The 15,720-nt window shown below is 69.4% G+C and carries 16 protein-coding genes; 7 read left to right on the top strand and 9 right to left on the bottom strand.

What is annotated here, in order from left to right:
- Positions 1-153: 153 nt before the first annotated feature.
- Both FZ938_RS28995 and xth read left to right on the top strand, forming a co-directional pair.
- On the top strand, positions 154-837 hold the full coding sequence (locus FZ938_RS28995) for a fumarylacetoacetate hydrolase family protein (RefSeq protein WP_149201642.1): 684 nt from the start codon (positions 154-156) through the stop codon (positions 835-837).
- A gap of 10 nt (positions 838-847) precedes the next feature.
- A complete protein-coding gene (gene xth, locus FZ938_RS28990) occupies positions 848-1,642 on the top strand; it encodes an exodeoxyribonuclease III (protein WP_085087382.1) in 795 nt (264 codons plus the stop codon).
- A 25-nt stretch (positions 1,643-1,667) separates the two neighbouring features.
- On the opposite strand, the gene FZ938_RS28985 is transcribed toward xth, so the two are convergent.
- From FZ938_RS28985 to FZ938_RS28975, 3 genes are all read right to left on the bottom strand, one after another.
- The gene (locus FZ938_RS28985) at positions 1,668-2,249 is read right to left on the bottom strand and encodes a histidine phosphatase family protein (protein ID WP_149201641.1); all 582 of its coding nucleotides are present in this window, start codon (positions 2,247-2,249) and stop codon (positions 1,668-1,670) included.
- Between the two features lie 40 nt (positions 2,250-2,289).
- Positions 2,290-3,123: a YcbK family protein gene (locus tag FZ938_RS28980; protein WP_246457583.1), complete on the bottom strand. Its 834-nt coding sequence runs from the start codon at positions 3,121-3,123 to the stop codon at positions 2,290-2,292.
- 220 nt (positions 3,124-3,343) lie between these two features.
- Positions 3,344-4,279 carry an MBL fold metallo-hydrolase gene (locus FZ938_RS28975; RefSeq protein WP_246457581.1) on the bottom strand — a complete coding sequence of 312 codons (936 nt, stop codon included), beginning with the start codon at positions 4,277-4,279 and terminating at the stop codon, positions 3,344-3,346.
- Positions 4,280-4,538: 259 nt separating this feature from the next.
- On the opposite strand from FZ938_RS28975, the gene FZ938_RS28970 reads away from it, so the two are divergent.
- The gene (locus FZ938_RS28970) at positions 4,539-5,330 is read left to right on the top strand and encodes a hypothetical protein (protein WP_149201639.1); all 792 of its coding nucleotides are present in this window, start codon (positions 4,539-4,541) and stop codon (positions 5,328-5,330) included.
- Between the two features lie 51 nt (positions 5,331-5,381).
- Here the strand turns inward: FZ938_RS28970 and FZ938_RS28965 are convergent, their stop codons facing one another.
- Positions 5,382-6,086 carry a response regulator transcription factor gene (locus FZ938_RS28965; RefSeq protein ID WP_149201638.1) on the bottom strand — a complete coding sequence of 235 codons (705 nt, stop codon included), beginning with the start codon at positions 6,084-6,086 and terminating at the stop codon, positions 5,382-5,384.
- 129 nt (positions 6,087-6,215) lie between these two features.
- Positions 6,216-6,746, bottom strand: coding sequence for a glycosyl transferase (locus FZ938_RS28960; RefSeq protein ID WP_246457579.1), 531 nt, complete (start codon positions 6,744-6,746; stop codon positions 6,216-6,218).
- Positions 6,747-7,026: 280 nt separating this feature from the next.
- Between FZ938_RS28960 and ribA the strand changes: the two genes are divergently transcribed.
- From ribA to FZ938_RS28945, 3 genes are all read left to right on the top strand, one after another.
- The gene (ribA, locus tag FZ938_RS28955; RefSeq protein WP_149201697.1) at positions 7,027-8,277 is read left to right on the top strand and encodes a GTP cyclohydrolase II; all 1,251 of its coding nucleotides are present in this window, start codon (positions 7,027-7,029) and stop codon (positions 8,275-8,277) included.
- 223 nt (positions 8,278-8,500) lie between these two features.
- Complete coding sequence (locus tag FZ938_RS28950) at positions 8,501-9,484, top strand: hypothetical protein (RefSeq protein ID WP_149201637.1); 984 nt, start codon at positions 8,501-8,503, stop codon at positions 9,482-9,484.
- A complete protein-coding gene (locus FZ938_RS28945; RefSeq protein ID WP_149201636.1) occupies positions 9,481-10,041 on the top strand; it encodes a L,D-transpeptidase family protein in 561 nt (186 codons plus the stop codon). The genes FZ938_RS28950 and FZ938_RS28945 overlap by 4 nt, the downstream gene beginning before the upstream one ends.
- Before the next feature lie 9 nt (positions 10,042-10,050).
- Here the strand turns inward: FZ938_RS28945 and FZ938_RS28940 are convergent, their stop codons facing one another.
- Complete coding sequence (locus tag FZ938_RS28940) at positions 10,051-10,794, bottom strand: YggS family pyridoxal phosphate-dependent enzyme (RefSeq protein ID WP_246457578.1); 744 nt, start codon at positions 10,792-10,794, stop codon at positions 10,051-10,053.
- Between the two features lie 159 nt (positions 10,795-10,953).
- Between FZ938_RS28940 and FZ938_RS28935 the strand changes: the two genes are divergently transcribed.
- Positions 10,954-11,556, top strand: a complete 603-nt coding sequence (locus FZ938_RS28935; protein ID WP_149201635.1) for a hypothetical protein — start codon at positions 10,954-10,956, stop codon at positions 11,554-11,556.
- Between the two features lie 76 nt (positions 11,557-11,632).
- Here FZ938_RS28935 and FZ938_RS28930 read toward each other — a convergent pair whose 3' ends face one another.
- The 3 genes from FZ938_RS28930 to FZ938_RS28920 all read right to left on the bottom strand — a co-directional run bounded on the left by FZ938_RS28930 (position 11,633) and on the right by FZ938_RS28920 (position 15,706).
- Positions 11,633-12,721: a porin gene (locus FZ938_RS28930; RefSeq protein WP_149201634.1), complete on the bottom strand. Its 1,089-nt coding sequence runs from the start codon at positions 12,719-12,721 to the stop codon at positions 11,633-11,635.
- Positions 12,722-13,096: 375 nt separating this feature from the next.
- On the bottom strand, positions 13,097-14,191 hold the full coding sequence (locus FZ938_RS28925; RefSeq protein ID WP_149201633.1) for a porin: 1,095 nt from the start codon (positions 14,189-14,191) through the stop codon (positions 13,097-13,099).
- Between the two features lie 354 nt (positions 14,192-14,545).
- Positions 14,546-15,706 (bottom strand): porin, encoded by a 1,161-nt coding sequence (locus FZ938_RS28920; protein WP_149201632.1) that lies wholly within the window; start codon positions 15,704-15,706, stop codon positions 14,546-14,548.
- Between the last annotated feature and the right edge of the window lie 14 nt (positions 15,707-15,720).

Here is a 15,720-nt window from a genome sequence, read left to right as displayed (position 1 = left end):
GCCCGCCCCCAGTCTTGGCCGCCCCCAGTCTTGGCCGACTCCTGTCCGGATCGCTGGACCGATTTGCAGGGCAGGGCGGATGGTTGGACGCTTGGTCCGTTGCCGGGTTTCAGGTTAGCTGTTCGGAAGTGTTCCAACCAGAGAGCCGATGCCATGGCCTTCGCCATTCCCCTGTGGTCCCAGCCGGCCGTCCCCGTCGCGGGCGGCGATCCGTTTCCGGTGCGCCGCATTTATTGCGTCGGCCGCAACTATGCCGCCCATGCGCGCGAGATGGGCGCCGATCCCGACCGCGAGCCGCCCTTCTTCTTCATGAAGCCGGCCGACGCCATCGTCGCCGACGGCGCCACCATCTCCTATCCGCCGAAGACCGCCAACCTGCATCACGAGATCGAGCTGGTGGTGGCCATTGGTACCGGCGGCCGCGACATCCCGGTCGACCGCGCTCTGGACCATGTGTTCGGCTATGCCGTCGGGCTCGACATGACCCGGCGCGACCTGCAGAACGCCGCCAAGAAGGAAGGCAAGCCCTGGGACATGGGCAAGGGCTTCGACCAGTCGGCGCCCTGCTCCACCATCCGCACCGTCGCCGACATCGGTCATCCGGCCAAGGGGGCGGTCACCCTGCAGGTGAATGGCGAGCCGCGGCAGAAGGGCGACCTGTCCGACCTGATCTGGTCGGTGGCGGAGACGATCTCCTACCTGTCCGGGCTGGTCGAACTGCAGCCGGGCGACCTGATCTACACCGGCACGCCGGAGGGCGTCGGCCCGGTGGTGGCCGGCGACGTGCTGACCGGCGCGGTCGAAGGCGTCGGCACCCTGACCCTGACCATCGCCTGAGCCGCCGGCAATGCGCATCGCGACCTGGAACATCAATTCGGTCCGCATGCGTCTGGACCTCCTCCTCCGCCTGATGGAGGAGGAGCGGCCGGACGTGATCTGCCTGCAGGAAACCAAGGTGGTGGACGCCGACTTCCCGCTCGGCCCGCTGGCGGAGCGCGGCTATGTCCACGCCCACATCCACGGGATGAAGAGCTACAACGGCGTCGCCATCCTGTCCCGCCTGCCGTTCGAGTCGCACGACGTCCAGCACTGGTGCGGCAAGCAGGATTGCCGCCACGCGCTGGCCCATCTGCCGGGCGGGATCGAGCTGCATTGCGTCTACATCCCCGCCGGCGGCGACATCCCCGACCCGGCGGTGAACGACAAGTTCGCCCACAAGCTCCAGTTCCTCGACGAGATGACCCACTGGCTGGGCACGGAGCGGACGCCCGACCGGCCGATGGTGCTGGTCGGCGACCTGAACATCGCGCCGCTGGAACAGGACGTTTGGAGCCACAAGGAGCTTTTGTCGGTGGTCTCCCACACGCCGATCGAGGTGGAGAAGCTGGCGGCGATGCAGGCGTCGGCCGGCTGGGTCGACGCCATGCGCCGCTTCGTTCCGCCGGAGGAGAAGCTCTACACCTGGTGGAGCTACCGGGCGAAGGATTGGGCCGCCTCCAACCGCGGCCGGCGCCTGGACCACATCTGGGTGACCCCGCCGCTGGAGGGCGCGCTGACGGGCGTCAAGGTGCTGCGCGACGCCCGCGGCTGGGAGCCCAAGCCGTCGGACCATGTGCCGGTGATCGTCGATCTGGCCGTCTGACGGGGAAGGGGGCCGTCGTGCCCCCTTACTCCAGCAGGCCGATGTTCATCCGCACCAGCTCCGGCGCGCCGTCTTCGCCGATGCGGAACAGGTGGGCGCAGCCGTTGCGCAACTCCTCCGCCGGGTCGGCGCGCATATCCCAGCCGGTGGCGAGCGAATAGAGCGCACGCAGGATGCCGTTGTGGGCGATGGCGCCGGTGGGGCGGCCCTCCGCCGCAAGGTCGCCGAGCCAGGAGCGCAGACGGGCCTGCACCTCGCGCGGGCTTTCGCCGCCGGGCGCCTTGAAGTCCAGCCCCAGCCGGTCATGGCGGGCCGGCATGCGGCCGTCGGCGCGCAGATCCTCGGTGCGCTGGCCTTCCCACTCGCCCCAGTCCATTTCGACGATCCGCGGCTCCGGCGTCGGATCGAGGCCGAGCAGGGTGGCGGTCTCCCAGGCCCGGCGTTTCGGGCTGGCGACCCAGCGCAGCCCGGCCGACTCGGGCGGCAGGCGATAGCGGGCGACCCGTGCGCGGCCGGCGTCGGACAGCGGCTCGTCGATGCTGCCCTGGATGCGCCCTTCGGCGTTCCAGGCGGTCGGGCCGTGGCGGAGGATCAGCAGGGTGGTCATGACGGTACCGGTGCGCGGGTGACGGGACTGCGCCGGGAGTTTAGCGTTTCGCCGTCTTCTGCACCGGCATTTCCTTCACCTGGGCCAGCGCCACGCGGACGCGCGACAGATCGGGGGCCGCCGCCCTGACGGCGGCCTTTGCCGGAGCCTTGGCCGGTTTGGCCGGCGGCTTGCCCGGTTTGGCCGCTTTGACCGTCGCCTCGGCCACCTGCACGCGGCCCTTGCCGCCGCCATTCTTCATGGCGAGCGCCTGGGCATTGGCACGGGCGCGGGCCTGCGCCTCCAGGATCTGCGGCGCGCGCGGTTCGCCGGTCTTCGGCGTCCAGGTGCGGAAGGGGCCGGTGTCGACATGGACATGGCCGGTGTGGGCGTACATGGCGTAGCCGCCGCGCTGCATCGCCGCCGCTTCCTCCGCCAGCCGCGAGGGCGGGATGCCGGCGATTGAGAAGTCCGCCGCCTGACCGCGCATGTGATAGGAGTTCTCGGCGACGTTCGGGTTCGTCCGGGCGAGGCTGGCGTTGGTGGCGCTCGACCGGTAGCCCGACGTGATGCGGATCGGTGACTCCGGCGGTGCGCCGACGCGCCGGCGCAACTCCACCAGCATATCGACCAGGGCCGGGTCGACCGGGATCACTTCGTCGCTGCGGCGGTCGCGGAACAGGACGGCGATCTCGCGCATCGCGGCCGGATCATACCCGTCGCCGGGGCGCCAGTAGGTGACGGATGCCGTCTCGCCGCTGGCGGGATGCTGCAGGACCACGCTGCGCGGTTCGCCGTCCAGCCTGGCGCTTTCCAGCGGCAGCGCGGTGGCGCAGCCGCCAAGCTGCGTCGCGACGGTCAGCACGGCAAGGATACCCAAGGCACGACCGGTCATGCGCATCGCTTTTCCCCCCAAGCTTTGCACGCATCAACGACCCCGCCCGCCCCAATCGTGGCGGGGTTGCACACCGATCTAATACCAAGATTGTCACAGGAGGCCAGTGTGACAAAGCAACCTGTGGCGTAATGAACACGCACAAGCGCTTTTGTTCAGTGGAACCGATTGTTCGGGATTCAACCGGTGCGGATGGCGCTGAACTCAAGCTGCGCCGATCCTACAGGGACAGTTCCATCCCTTCATAGGCCACCAGGGATCCGGGGCGCATCGCCGCCGCCTCCGCGGCAATGGCATCCAGCGCGTCGTCGGTGCGGGCCGGGTCGTGGTGGAAGATCACAGCGCGGCCGACTCCGGCCGCCTCGGCCAGCCGCAGGCATTCCTGCCAGGTCGAATGGCCCCAGCCGACGCGCGTCGGGTATTCGGCGTCGGTGTAGGTGCTGTCATACACCATCACGTCGGCGCCGCGCAGCAATTCCAGGATCACCGGATCGCGCCCTTCGGCCGGATGTTCGGTGTCGGTCAGGACGCACAGGCTGCGGCCGTCATGCTCCACCCGGTAGCCGGTGGCGCCGTCGGGATGGTTCAGGCGGCAGGTGCGCACCACCACACCCGCCGGGACACCCGGCGCCAGTTCCAGCGTCTGGCCGGCCTGGAAATCGCGGAACTGGCAGTCGGCACGGAAGATCTCGACCGGCACCGGGAACAGCGGCGCCGTCATCATGTCGGCCAGCACGGTGCGGAAGGGCCGTTCCGGCGGCAGATGCCCGGACCACAGCCGCAGCCGGCTGGCCGGATCGAAGGCCGGCGCGAAGAAGGGCAGGCCGCTGATATGGTCGAGATGGCTGTGGGTCAGCAGCAGGTCGATGTCGGCCGGGCCGCCGTCGCGCGCCAGCGACTCGCCCAGCGGCCGGATGCCGGTGCCGCAGTCGAAGACGATGTGGGCGCCGCCGCAGCGCACTTCGATGCAGGCGGTGTTGCCGCCATAGCGCACGGTGGCTGGGCCGGGCGACGCGATGCTGCCGCGCACGCCCCAGAAGCGCACGATGAAGGGTGACTCGCCGCCGGACTCGTCCCTCGCGGGCGACGGGGCGGGCGGTCGTGTCGAATTGGCGGCCGGATCGATGGCCGAATTGATGGTCGAACGAACGGTCATGACGGCGCCATCGTGGCGGCCCCGCTTGCCCAAGTCTAGTAAATCTCTCCCCCCGCTGCTCCCTTCCGGGCGGATCCCTCGGGGTGGGGACAAGACTTCCGAACAGGCCGTGTCGCGAGTCGGCACCCTACGAAGGGCATCTGTCCAAACCCATAAGATGTGGTAGGTTGGGGCTCGTCGCGCATTGCGCGGCATGACTCGATTATTTCCCACGGGTCCCCGCGCGGGTGGGGACCGGCTCCGGCGGAACCCGACGCGGATGGATCCTGACAAGCTCGCCAAAGTCCTCGCCATGGCCGAGTCGGAGCATCAGGGCGAGGCGCTGTCCGCCCTGCGCGCCGCCCGCATCATGCTGTCCCGCGCCGGCCTGTCCTTTCGCGATCTGGCGGAGCGCGCACGCACGCCGGCTCCGCCCGCTGCCGAGCCGCCGCCTGCCGCCCAACCTGCCGAACCCGCCGGTGCGCCGGCACCGCCGCCGCCGCCGGACGAACTCGTCCGCGGCCTGCGCCGGCAGGTGAAGGACCTGGAGCTGGAACTCGCCACCCTGCGGCGGCAACTGGACAAGGCGGCGGGCGACGCCGACCGTCAGCGCGAAGAAGCGGACCGCTGGCGCACCCTGGCGCGCGAGACGGCGGAAAAGCTGTGGGACATGGGCAAGGCGCTGGAGCGCAAGCACTCCCGCCATGCCGACGGCGACAAGCGCCGCGCGGTGCTGGACCTGCTGCAGGACCCCGGCAGCGCGCTGCTGTCCGACCGCGAGATCGCCCGGCGCGTCGGCGTGTCGCCGCACGACGTCACCCACTGGCGCCGCCGGATGGCCATCGTCGGCCGCAAGCTGCGGCTGCTGCCGGTGGTGCCGCGGGGGCGCGGCCTGTGGGGCGGCCCATCGGCCTGCGGACTCGGCATGGCCCGGCTGGGCAAGCTTTCGTCAGGGCCGCAGACGGGCGGCCCGCAGACGGGCGGGCGTCGCCGCTGGCTCGGCTTCGCCGGCGAGGTCACCATCGCCGAACGGGGAAGCCGGCGGGAACTGGCCTCGGTCGGCCGGCGCTGACCGGAGAACCGGCCGAAAGGCGGATCCGGTGAGGCCGACCGGGAAGGCGGCTCAGGGCACCAGCCGATAGCCGCCGGGTTCCGTCACCAGGATGCGGGCGTTGGACGGATCGGCCTCGATCTTCTGGCGCAGGCGGTAGACATGGGTCTCCAGCGTGTGGGTGGTGACCGCCGCGTTGTAGCCCCAGACCTCGCCCAGCAGGGTTTCACGCCCGACCACCAGATCGCCGGCACGGTACAGGTATTTCAGGATCGCCGTTTCCTTCTCGGTCAGGCGGATCCTGCGGTTGGTGGCCTCCTCCAGCAGCAGCTTGGCGCCGGGGCGGAAGCTGTAGGGGCCGATGGCGAAGACCGCGTCCTCCGTCTGCTCGAACTGGCGCAGCTGGGCGCGCAGCCGGGCGATCAGCACCCCCAGGCGGAAGGGCTTGGTCACATAGTCGCTGGCGCCGGATTCCAGCCCCAGGATGGTGTCGGCGTCGCTGGCCGACGCGGTCAGCATGATGATGGGGCAGCGCACCCCTTCGCGCCGCAGCAGCTTGCAGACGTCGCGCCCGTCCATGTCCGGCAGTCCGACGTCGAGCAGGATGGCGGAGAAGCCGGTTCCGGCCTCGCCCGCCTTGCGGACCGCGTTCAGTGCGCCGGCGCCGTCGCCGGCCTCCTCCGTCTCAAGCTCCTCCAGCAGGCGAAGCTGTTCGGCCAGCGACTGGCGCAGGGCGGTGTCGTCGTCGACCAGGAGGATGCGCTTTGCGATGGTCATGGTCCGCGGCACGAAGTCGGAAGTCGGGGCCGCCGTCGGCTGGGCCGGGGGCGGCGCCTTAGTAGCATGGCGCCGGTGGATTGTCGTGATGGCTTGTGGCGAAGCGGATGGGCCTTCCAGATGGGCCTTCTACAGGACCGCCAGCAGCGCCGCCGCCCCGCCGGCGTCCGCCGCGGCGAGGACGATCCGCTCGGGCCGCACGCCCAGGTCCCGCAGGGTGGCGGCGACGGTCTCGTCCGGCACCGCGACATGGCGCATCAGCGCCAGCGCTCCCTGTTCCAGATTGCGGCGCACGGCGGCCTCTTCGGCGGTCAGACCGGGTTCGGTCCAGTGCAGGCGTTCGATCAGCGCCGTGAAGCGCAGGCGCCGGCTGTCGGCCGGCAGGCTGGCGGCGAGGTTGGGCAGGGCGTTGCCGTCCAGCAGGACCGGCGCGCCATCGGGCAGCCGCGACAGCGCGACGTCGGCGGCCAGGATCGCCGAGGGATCGACCTGCGGGTGCGGGCCGGGCAGGGCGTGGAGCATGATGCCGGCGCCGGCGGCGCGCAGGGCCTCGACCATGCGGCGGGCATAGGCGTCGGCAAAGGCGTCGGCGGCAAGATCGGCCGGCATCACCAGATGCACGGACAGGGGCGGATCAGGGGGCGTCGAAAGGGTGGTCACGGGGGAAAGGCTCCCGGTTGAAGGGCTGCGGTCGCCATCCTAGCGCCCATGGTCCCGGCGGCGGAGCGGCCCGTTGGAGGGGCCGACTCCGCCCGGCCGGCGGCCCGGGATGGTCCCCGCGCCGGCAGGCTAGCCGGATCGTTGCGTCCCCGGCAACGGTGTGGCGCGCGGGAATTGCTGGACAGGGGCGCGCCACCTGCGCTTTGCTTCGCCCGCCGAACGCACCATGTCCCGTTTTACGCGCCGTATCCGGCGCACCCGCTACGCAAAGCCGCTGACGATGCAAGCCGAACGCTCCTCCGCCACCACCACGGTCACCCTGTCCACGCCCGCGGCAGAGTCCGCGGCGGCGCCCATCGACGAGGCCGCCGTGCGCGCTGTCGACCGGGCGCTGGCCGCCCTGCGCCGGGGCGAGGTGGTGGCGATCGAGACCGCCGACGGCACGGTCGGCGCGGCGGTGTCGGTGGAGTCGGTGGCGCTCGACGCCGTGGAGCGGCTGAAGGCGCTGACCGGCGGCACCCCGCGGCTGGTGGTCACCCGCCGCCGCGCCGTGGTGCTGGGGCTGGCCGCCGCCGCCGTGGCGCAGCCGGTGAGCGACATCGCCGACGATCAGGCGCCCGGCGCCGCGGCGGAGGCGTTCGGCGCCATGACGCTCGACCGGCCCGGCGGGCTGACCGCCGACCAGGCCCATGCGCTGGCCGATCCCGAACAGCATCCGCAGGCCCAGGACGCGCTGCCCCCCGGCCTGACCGCTGTCGAGGCCTGCCCCGGCAGCCGCGAGGCCGCAGCGGTGGACCTCGCCCGGCTGGCCCGCCTGCTGCCTGCCGCCATCACCGCCGACCTGCCGTCTTCGACCCTGAGGAGTGCGGCGGAGTGGGCGGCGGAGCATGACCTGCTGCTGGTGCGGGCGTCGGACGTCGCCGATTACCGCGTGCATGTGGTGCGGACCCTGCGCCGCGTCGCCGACGCGCGGGTGCCGCTGATCGGGTCGGAAAACACGCGCATCTACGCCTTCCGCCCGGCCGACGGCGGGCCGGAGCATCTGGCCATCGTCATCGGCGACCCCGATCCGCAGCAGCCGGTGCTGGCCCGCCTGCATTCGGAATGCTTCACCGGTGATTTGCTGGGGTCGCTGCGCTGCGACTGCGGCGACCAGCTGCGCGGCGCCATCGCCGAGATCGCCCGCCAGGGCAGCGGCGTGCTGCTGTATCTGGCGCAGGAGGGACGCGGCATCGGTCTGGTCAACAAGCTGCGCGCCTACCGCATCCAGGACCGTGGCTTCGACACGGTGGACGCCAACGAGATCCTCGGCTTCGAAGCGGACGAGCGCGTCTATCTGCCGGCGGCCGAGATGCTGCGGCAGCTTGGCTTTGAGTCCGTGCGGCTGATGACCAACAACCCGGAGAAGCTGCGCCAGCTCGCCCGCTGCGGCATCGCGGTGGTGGAGCGGGTGGCCCACATCTTCCCGGCCAATGGCCACAACGAGGCCTATCTCCGCACCAAGGCGGAACGCAGCGGCCATATGTTCTGAACGAACGGCCGGGGCGAAAGGCCGGGGCCGGCGGGGCAGGAATCGCCATGCCGGCCCGGCAGTTCTTGCCGGCCTCTTGTCGGCCGGGCCGCGCTGGGAATCGGATTCCGGGTGCCGACCGTCCGGATCCCCCCGAATCGGTCGATTCCGGTTCGGATCGGGTGCCCAGACTTGGCACGCCGCTTGCTGTACCTGTCGTGACCACCGAGCCGGGAGACCGCCCATGGCCATCGACGCCACCATGATCGACAGCAGCGCCGTACAGCGTCCGGTGCCGCGCGAAAAGGCGTCGCCGGTCATCAGCGACGGCCACAATGGCGGCCCGGTGGAAATCCAGGGCGACATGTCCTTCTGGGACTTCCTGGACATCATCAACCCGCTGCAGCACATCCCGATCGTCAGCACCATCTATCGCGAGATCACCGGCGACACCATCCAGCCGTCCATGCGGATCATGGGCGACATGCTGTATGGCGGCGTGATCGGTGGCATGGCCTCCATCGCCAATGCTGTGGTCGAACAGGCGACGGGTCAGGATGTCGGCGAAACGGTCATGACCTCGCTCGGCTTTGGGGGCGGTGACCATCCCGCCGCCTCCACGGCCGTCGCGGACGCCTCGGGGGGGCCGGCGGCGTCCGGCTCCCCCGCGGAGCCCCCCGCAGCGCCGAAGCAGGCGCAGCCCGCGCAACAGGCGCCCGCCGGCGGACTTGCCGCCGCGCTGGCCGCCGCCAAGCCCGCCGATCTCGGGGCGGCGACGGCGCAGCCCGCTGCCGGGCAGCCGATCCGGCTTGCGGCCTCCGGCTCTGCCGCCACCTCCGCCGCCAAATCCGCGGATGCCTCGCCGGTCCTGACGGCGCAGCTCGCGGCCGGGGCGGTTCCGCACCCCAGCAAGATGCCGGCGCGCGACACGCCGCTGGCCAGCTCCGCGCTGGCGAAGCACAGCGTGCCCCGCTATGCGGCGCCGGTCCCCGGGGCGGTGACCGCCAACGCGCGCACCGCCGGTGCGACGGCGGCCAACGGAAGCCAGCCCCAGCCCGCCGCCGGGCAGCCGGGCGGCCAGCCAACCGAAGCGGCCCCCGCCGCCGCCCAGACTCCGGTCGCGCCGGACATGCTGTCGGAGACGATGATGCGCAACCTCGCCAAGTATGAGCAGTCGCGCAAGGCGGCGCAGGGTGCCGCGAGCAGCACTACGCGGGTGTCGGGATGACCATCGAGATCACCGTGACGCCGGATGCCGGCGGCAATGGCGGCGGCAATGACGGCGCACCGGTCACAACCGGCCGGCTGCGCTGGCCGGGCGGCGAGGTGCCCTGCGTGCTGGGCCGCGGCGGCGTCCGTGCCGACAAGCGGGAGGGCGACGGGGCCACCCCCGTCGGCCGCTTCCCGCTGCGTCGCGTGCTGTGGCGTGCCGACCGGCTGGCTCCGCCGGAGACCGGGCTGCCGCTCCACCCGATCGCCGAACATGACGGCTGGTGCGACGCGCCGGAAGATCCCGCCTACAACCGTCCGGTCATCCGGCCCTATCCCGCCAGCCACGAGGAGATGTGGCGGGACGATCATGTCTACGACGTCGTGGTGGTGATGGGGCACAATGACGACCCGGTGGTGCCGGGGATGGGCAGTGCCGTGTTCCTGCACCTCGTCCGTCCTGACCGGGCGCCGACCGCCGGCTGCGTCGCGCTTGCGCCCGACGACATGCTGCGCCTGTTGAAGGACTGCGGGCCGGGAAGCACGCTGAGCGTCGCCGGCCCGAACGGCCGATGAAGCCGCTGTTTACGGGGCCGGATAGGGGCGGGCGCCGAAAATCGCCGTGCCGACCCGCACATGGGTGGCGCCGAAGCGGACCGCGGTCTCGTAATCGCCGCTCATGCCCATGCTGATTTCCGACAGCCCCAGCCGGCGGGCCATCTCCGCCAGCAGGGCGAAATGCATCGCCGGCTCCTCGTCCACCGGCGGGATGCACATCAGCCCGGTGACGGGCAGCCCCAGCCGGTCGCGGCAGTCGGCCAGGAAGGCCTCCACCTCCGCCGGAGCGAGGCCGGCCTTCTGCGGTTCCTCGCCCGTGTTGACCTCGATCAGGCAGCGCGGGCGGCGGCCGGATTTCGCCATCTCCTCCGCCAGCGCCTCCGCCAGTTTCGGGCGGTCCAGCGTCTGGATCACGTCGAACAGGGCGACGGCGTCCTTGACCTTGTTGGTCTGCAGCGGACCGATCAGGTGCAGTTCCAGTTCGGGAAAGCGCTCCTTCAGCGCCGGGAACTTGGCCTTGGCCTCCTGCACCCGGTTCTCGCCGAACACGCGCTGGCCGGCGGCGAGCGCCTCCTCCACCGCTTCGGCCGGATGGGTCTTCGACACGGCGATCAGCGTCACCGCGCCGTCGCCGCGCCCGCAGGCCGATGCCGTTTCCGCAATGGCGCGGCGCACCGAGTCGAGCCGTCCCGCCACGTTGTCCGCGCCGGCGGAACCGCCTGCTTCGGCGCCGGTTTGCGTATCTCTGCCAGTGCCCTGCGTCGTCGTCATGGCCGCCCCCAATCCGGTCGCTGCGGGTGTACAGCGCTTCCGCGGCGTGTTAGCGGACGGTCCGCGGAAACGCAAGCGCCCCAAGCGACCATGCCCTTTGCGTCCGGATCGCCGGTGCGGGGGATCGTCATCGTTTTTGCATATCGAGGAGACCTCCGCATGCGGAGTCCGTTTCGTTCCCTGCTCTCCGTCCTGACGTCGGCGGCCCCCGCCGGCCTCCTTGCTGCCGCGGTCGCCGTCTGGTCCGTCGCCACTCCCGCCCACGCCGAAGACCATGCGAAGCCGGCTCCCAAAACCGCAACGCCCAAAGCTGAGGCCCAGGCGAAGCCCGGCGCCAAGAATGGCAAGGCCAAGCTGATGCTCGGCTCGCCGATGACCAAGGTGCGCTTCAGCGAGCCCGCCTATCCGCTGACGGACGACGGCACCTATCGCAGCTTCATGGACAAGGTTCTGGACGAATACGGCCGTCGCTGCGTGCGGCAGGAGCAGTTCGGCTGGGAAATCGCCAAGGACGATCAGGAGCGGCTGGATTTCATCTTCCAGGGGACGATGGCGAATTACGGCCGTCTCGGCTTTCTGCTGGGGGAAATCCACCCCAAGTCCGTGACCGATCCGGAAACCATCGCCTTCCTCGCCGACCGCAACAAGGAGCGCTACCTGCTGGTCTGGACGCCGCTGGAGTCGTCGGTGCTGTTCATGATGTGCGACACCGCGGCCAAGGATGCCAAGGCCGACCAGCCGAAATCCGCTCCGAAGAAATAGGGCGGTCCGGAATGACGGAAAAGGCGGCGGATTTCTCCGCCGCCTTTCGCGTTCGTGCCGTACCGGGCCCCGACGCTCAGAAAGCGAAGCGGGTGTCCCACAGGACGATGTTGGCGTCGTTGTTCACGCCGCCGACCTTGTTGTCGAGATAGCTGTATTCCAGACCCGTGGTCAGGCCCGGCGCCACGGTATAGGTCACGCCCGCCTGCCAGACATGGGCGCGGGAGTTCAGCCCGGCGAAGTTGCCGTCGATGCCCTTGGCGTCGGTGTAGGTGGCGGCCAGGATGACCGGACCCAGCGTGTAGTTGGCGCCGACGATCCACAGCTGCTGATCGTCCACGCCGCGGGTGCCGGTGGCGTAACCGCTGTCGCCGCTGAAGGCGTAGCTGCCGCCGACCTTGAAGTTGGCGTAGGACACATTGGCGCCGACATGGACAGAGGACAGGTCCTCGAGCCCGCTGGCCGCCTTGGCGAACTGGTAGGCGGCGCTCGCCTCCACGCCGAAGCCGCCGAACTCGCTCTTGTAGGTGGCCTGGACCTCCGCCATGTCGTGATAGGCGGTGGTGTTCTTGCGGCGGTTCACGTCGGTGTTGCTGCTGCCGTACACCGGGGTGTAGGCGGCGCCGACCTGGAACCCGGCGAAGCTCGGCGTCAGGTAGACGATCTTGGTGCTGGCGTCGCCCGACTCCAGCGTGCGCAGGCTGCCCAGCACATAGGGGGCGCCGTTGGCGTTCACGTAATAATTCAGGAACTGGGCGTCGGGCGAGCCTTCGATGCCTTCGACGTTCGGGCCGATGATGCCGTATTCGTCCGACAGGCCGTTGATCACGCCGGCCTGCACCGTGCCGAAGCCGCCGTTCACGAAGATGAAGGCGCGGTCGCTGTCGGTGCTGCGGTTGTTGGCGGTGCCGCCGGAGGCGCGCAGGCGCAGGCGGGCGCCATATTCCAGGCCGTTGTCGGCCTTGGCCGTCGGGGTGATGTTGAGGCGGAAGCGGTTGGCGAACTCGGTCTGGCGCAGCCCGGTGTCATTGTCCTGGTCGACATAGGCGCCCTGGAAGTAGGCGTCGCCACCCAACAGGATATCGAACTTGGCCTGGGCCGAGGCGGTGCCGCAGCCGGCGGAGAGGGCGACGGCTGCACAGCCGATGACGAGAGAGCGCTTCATGGCATGTCATCCTGGATGCATGCGCCTCATCGGAGGGAGGCGCGAGCGGTGTCTTGTGCTCCAAGACTTAATCCCGCCCCCCATCGACCGACAAGTGGCCGAGATGGTGGAGGTCTCCGCATCCCGAGGACAGTGACGGGAAAAGCACGCACTCCCGGATCATGTAAATTCATATACTAAGTATTTGGCGATTTTCTGGCGATTGCTTGCAGGGAGATCACCACGCTGTCACGCGGAAGGGGTAATTCCTTCGGTGAGCGCTCCGTGCCGGTCCTGCGCGCCAGTGGGCAAAACGGGCCACGGCACTAAGCGGGACAAAAAAAGAGGCGGCGGATTTCTCCGCCGCCTTCGCGTCTGCTGCCAGGAGCCTGCTTCTTAGAAAGCGAAGCGGGTGTCCCACAGAACGATGTTGGCATCGTTGTTGACGCCGCCCGACTTGTTGTCGACGAAGCTGTACTCCAGGCCCGTGGTCAGGCCCGGGGCGACGGTGTAGGTCACGCCGGCCTGATAGATGTGGGCGCGGGCATAATCGGCGGCGGTGGCGGCACCGGTGCCGACATTGGCGCCCTTGGCGTCGGTGTAGGTGGCGGCCAGGATCACCGGACCCAGGCTGTACTGGGCGCCGACCAGCCAGACCTGGTTGTCGTCGACACCGGTATGGCCCTTGCGGTAGCCGCTGTCGCCGCTGAAGGCATAGCTGCCGCCGATGGCGAAGGCGCCGTAGGAGATGGTGGCGCCGGTGTGGACCGACGACAGGTCTTCGAAGCCGGTCGGGGCCTGGGCGAACTGGTAGGCGACGCTGGCTTCCAGGCCGACGCCGCTGAAGGCGCCCTTATAGTAGGCCTGGATTTCACCCATGTCGTTGTAGGTGACGTTCTTGCGGCGGTTCACGTCGGTGCCGCTGCTGCCGTAGGTCGGGGTGTAGGCGGCGGACAGCTTGAAGCCGCCAAAGCTCGGGGTCGAGTAGACGATCTTGGTGCTGGCGTCGCCCGACTCGAGGTTGCGCAGCGAACCCGTCACGTACGGCAGCGAGGTGACGCCGTAGTAGATGCTGTAGAAGCCGTCCGGGCTGCCCGAGATGCCGTCGACGTTCGGGCCGATGACGCCCGAGTCGTCCGACGGGCCGTTGGTCACGCCGGCCTGCACCGAACCGAAGGTGCCGTTCACGAAGATGTAGGCGCGGTCGTAGTCGGTGGTGCGGACGTTGCTGGTGCCGTTGTTGGCGCGCAGACGCAGGCGGGCGCCGTATTCCAGGCCGTTGTCGGCCTTGGCCGTCGGGGTGACGGTCAGGCGGAAGCGGTTGGCGAACTCGGTCTTGCGCAGGCCGTTGTCGTTGTCCTGGTCGACATAGGCGCCCTGGAAGAAGGCGTCGCCGCCCAGCAGGACGTCGAACTTGGACTGGGCCGAGGCGGTGCCGCAGCCGGCGGCGAGGGCAACGGCTGCGCAGCCGATAACGAGAGAGCGCTTCATGGATTGTCCATCCTTGTGCGTACGCCCCGTTTGACCGGGAGCGGCGGTTGTCTTTTCGGCCGTGACCTTCCAGTCGGGGCCCTTATGCGAATGACTTAATCGCGAGTTGCTCTGGCCGACAAGGGGGAAACTGACGTGCCTTCACGCATCCGCAACACAGTTGCGAGAAAACCACACAGCTAACTCTCTGAAAAGAAAGGAAAAATTGGCTCTGCCCCATTTTTGGCGCAAATGCGGCTCAGGATTTGGGCGTCCTGCCCACGCCGCGGGCATAACATTGGGCATAAAAAAAAGAGCGGTGGCCGAAGCCACCGCCCTCTCTTTCCGTTACCGGATGTCTGATCGGAAGACCGATTAGAACGCCAGGACGGTGCGGACGAGCACGACGTTGCCCTTGTCGCTGAGCGCCGAGGTCTCGGCGTCCAGGTCGAAGTAGTCGTACTGAGCCTGCAGGGTCAGACCCGGAGCAACGGTGTAGCCGATGCCGATTTCGTAGACCTGCAGCTCGCGGTCGCCGGACAGGGCCACCGAGCCGGCGTCCTTGCCGTTCTTGTAGTTGGCGCCGACGACGATCGGGCCGGTGGTGTACTGAGCGCCGACAACCCAGTTGCGGGTCGACTCGGTGAACAGGCCGGTACGGTCGTTCAGGCCCGACTTGCCGAAGTCGGTGTAGCTGCCGCCGACGCTGAAGCCGGCGTAGCCGACGCTGGCGCCGACCTGCCAGGCGTTCAGGTCCTTGTAGTTCGAACCGGCGACGTTGTCGACGGCCTGGCCCCAGTAGTAGCCGGCGCTGCCCTTGACGGTCACGCCGCCGAAGGTGTTGTTGTAGTTCGCGCCGACTTCGACCATGTCGGTGTAGGTGCCGTTGCCGCCGCCGGCGAAGGTGCCGACCGGCTTGGTGCGGTTGACGTCCGTGCCCGAGCTGTCGTTACGCGGGGTGTAGCTGGCGCCCAGCTGCAGACCGGCGAAGCGCGGGGAGAAGTAGACGATCTTGGTCGAGTTGCCGTCCGGGTTCAGCGACGGCCAAATGATGCTGTTGCCGGTCACGGTCGCGGCCGGGCCGTTGCCACCGATGTTGGTGTTCGGGCCGAAGTAGTTCTGGACCTGATCGACCAGGGCCAGCGGCAGGTAGTCGGTCGGCGCCGAGACGTAGGTCTCGTCGTTGAACGAGTTGGTCACGCCCATGCGGACCTGACCGAAGGTGCCCTGCGCGAAGATGTAAGCGCGGTCGGCGTCGGTGGTACGGGCGTTGTTGGCGCCGGAGTTGGCGCGGATACGCATGCGGGCACCGTACTCCAGGCCGTTGTCGGCCTTGGCGGACGGGATGATGTTGATGCGCATGCGGTTGCGGAATTCGGTCGAACGCAGGCCGGAGTCCAGATCCTGATCGACGTAGCCGGCTTCGAAGTAGGCGTCGCCGCCGACCTTGACTTCGAACTTGGCCTGGGCGTTGGCAGCGCCAGCGCCGAAAGCGAGAGCGGCGGCAGCGGCGCCGGCCAGCAGATAACGGTTCATGATTGTTGCCTCCA

Source organism: Azospirillum oryzae (assembly GCF_008364795.1).
GTDB classification, from domain to species: domain Bacteria; phylum Pseudomonadota; class Alphaproteobacteria; order Azospirillales; family Azospirillaceae; genus Azospirillum; species Azospirillum oryzae.
The sequence above is the reverse complement of the archived record's forward strand: the minus strand, read 5'-3'. Positions and strand labels throughout refer to the sequence as shown.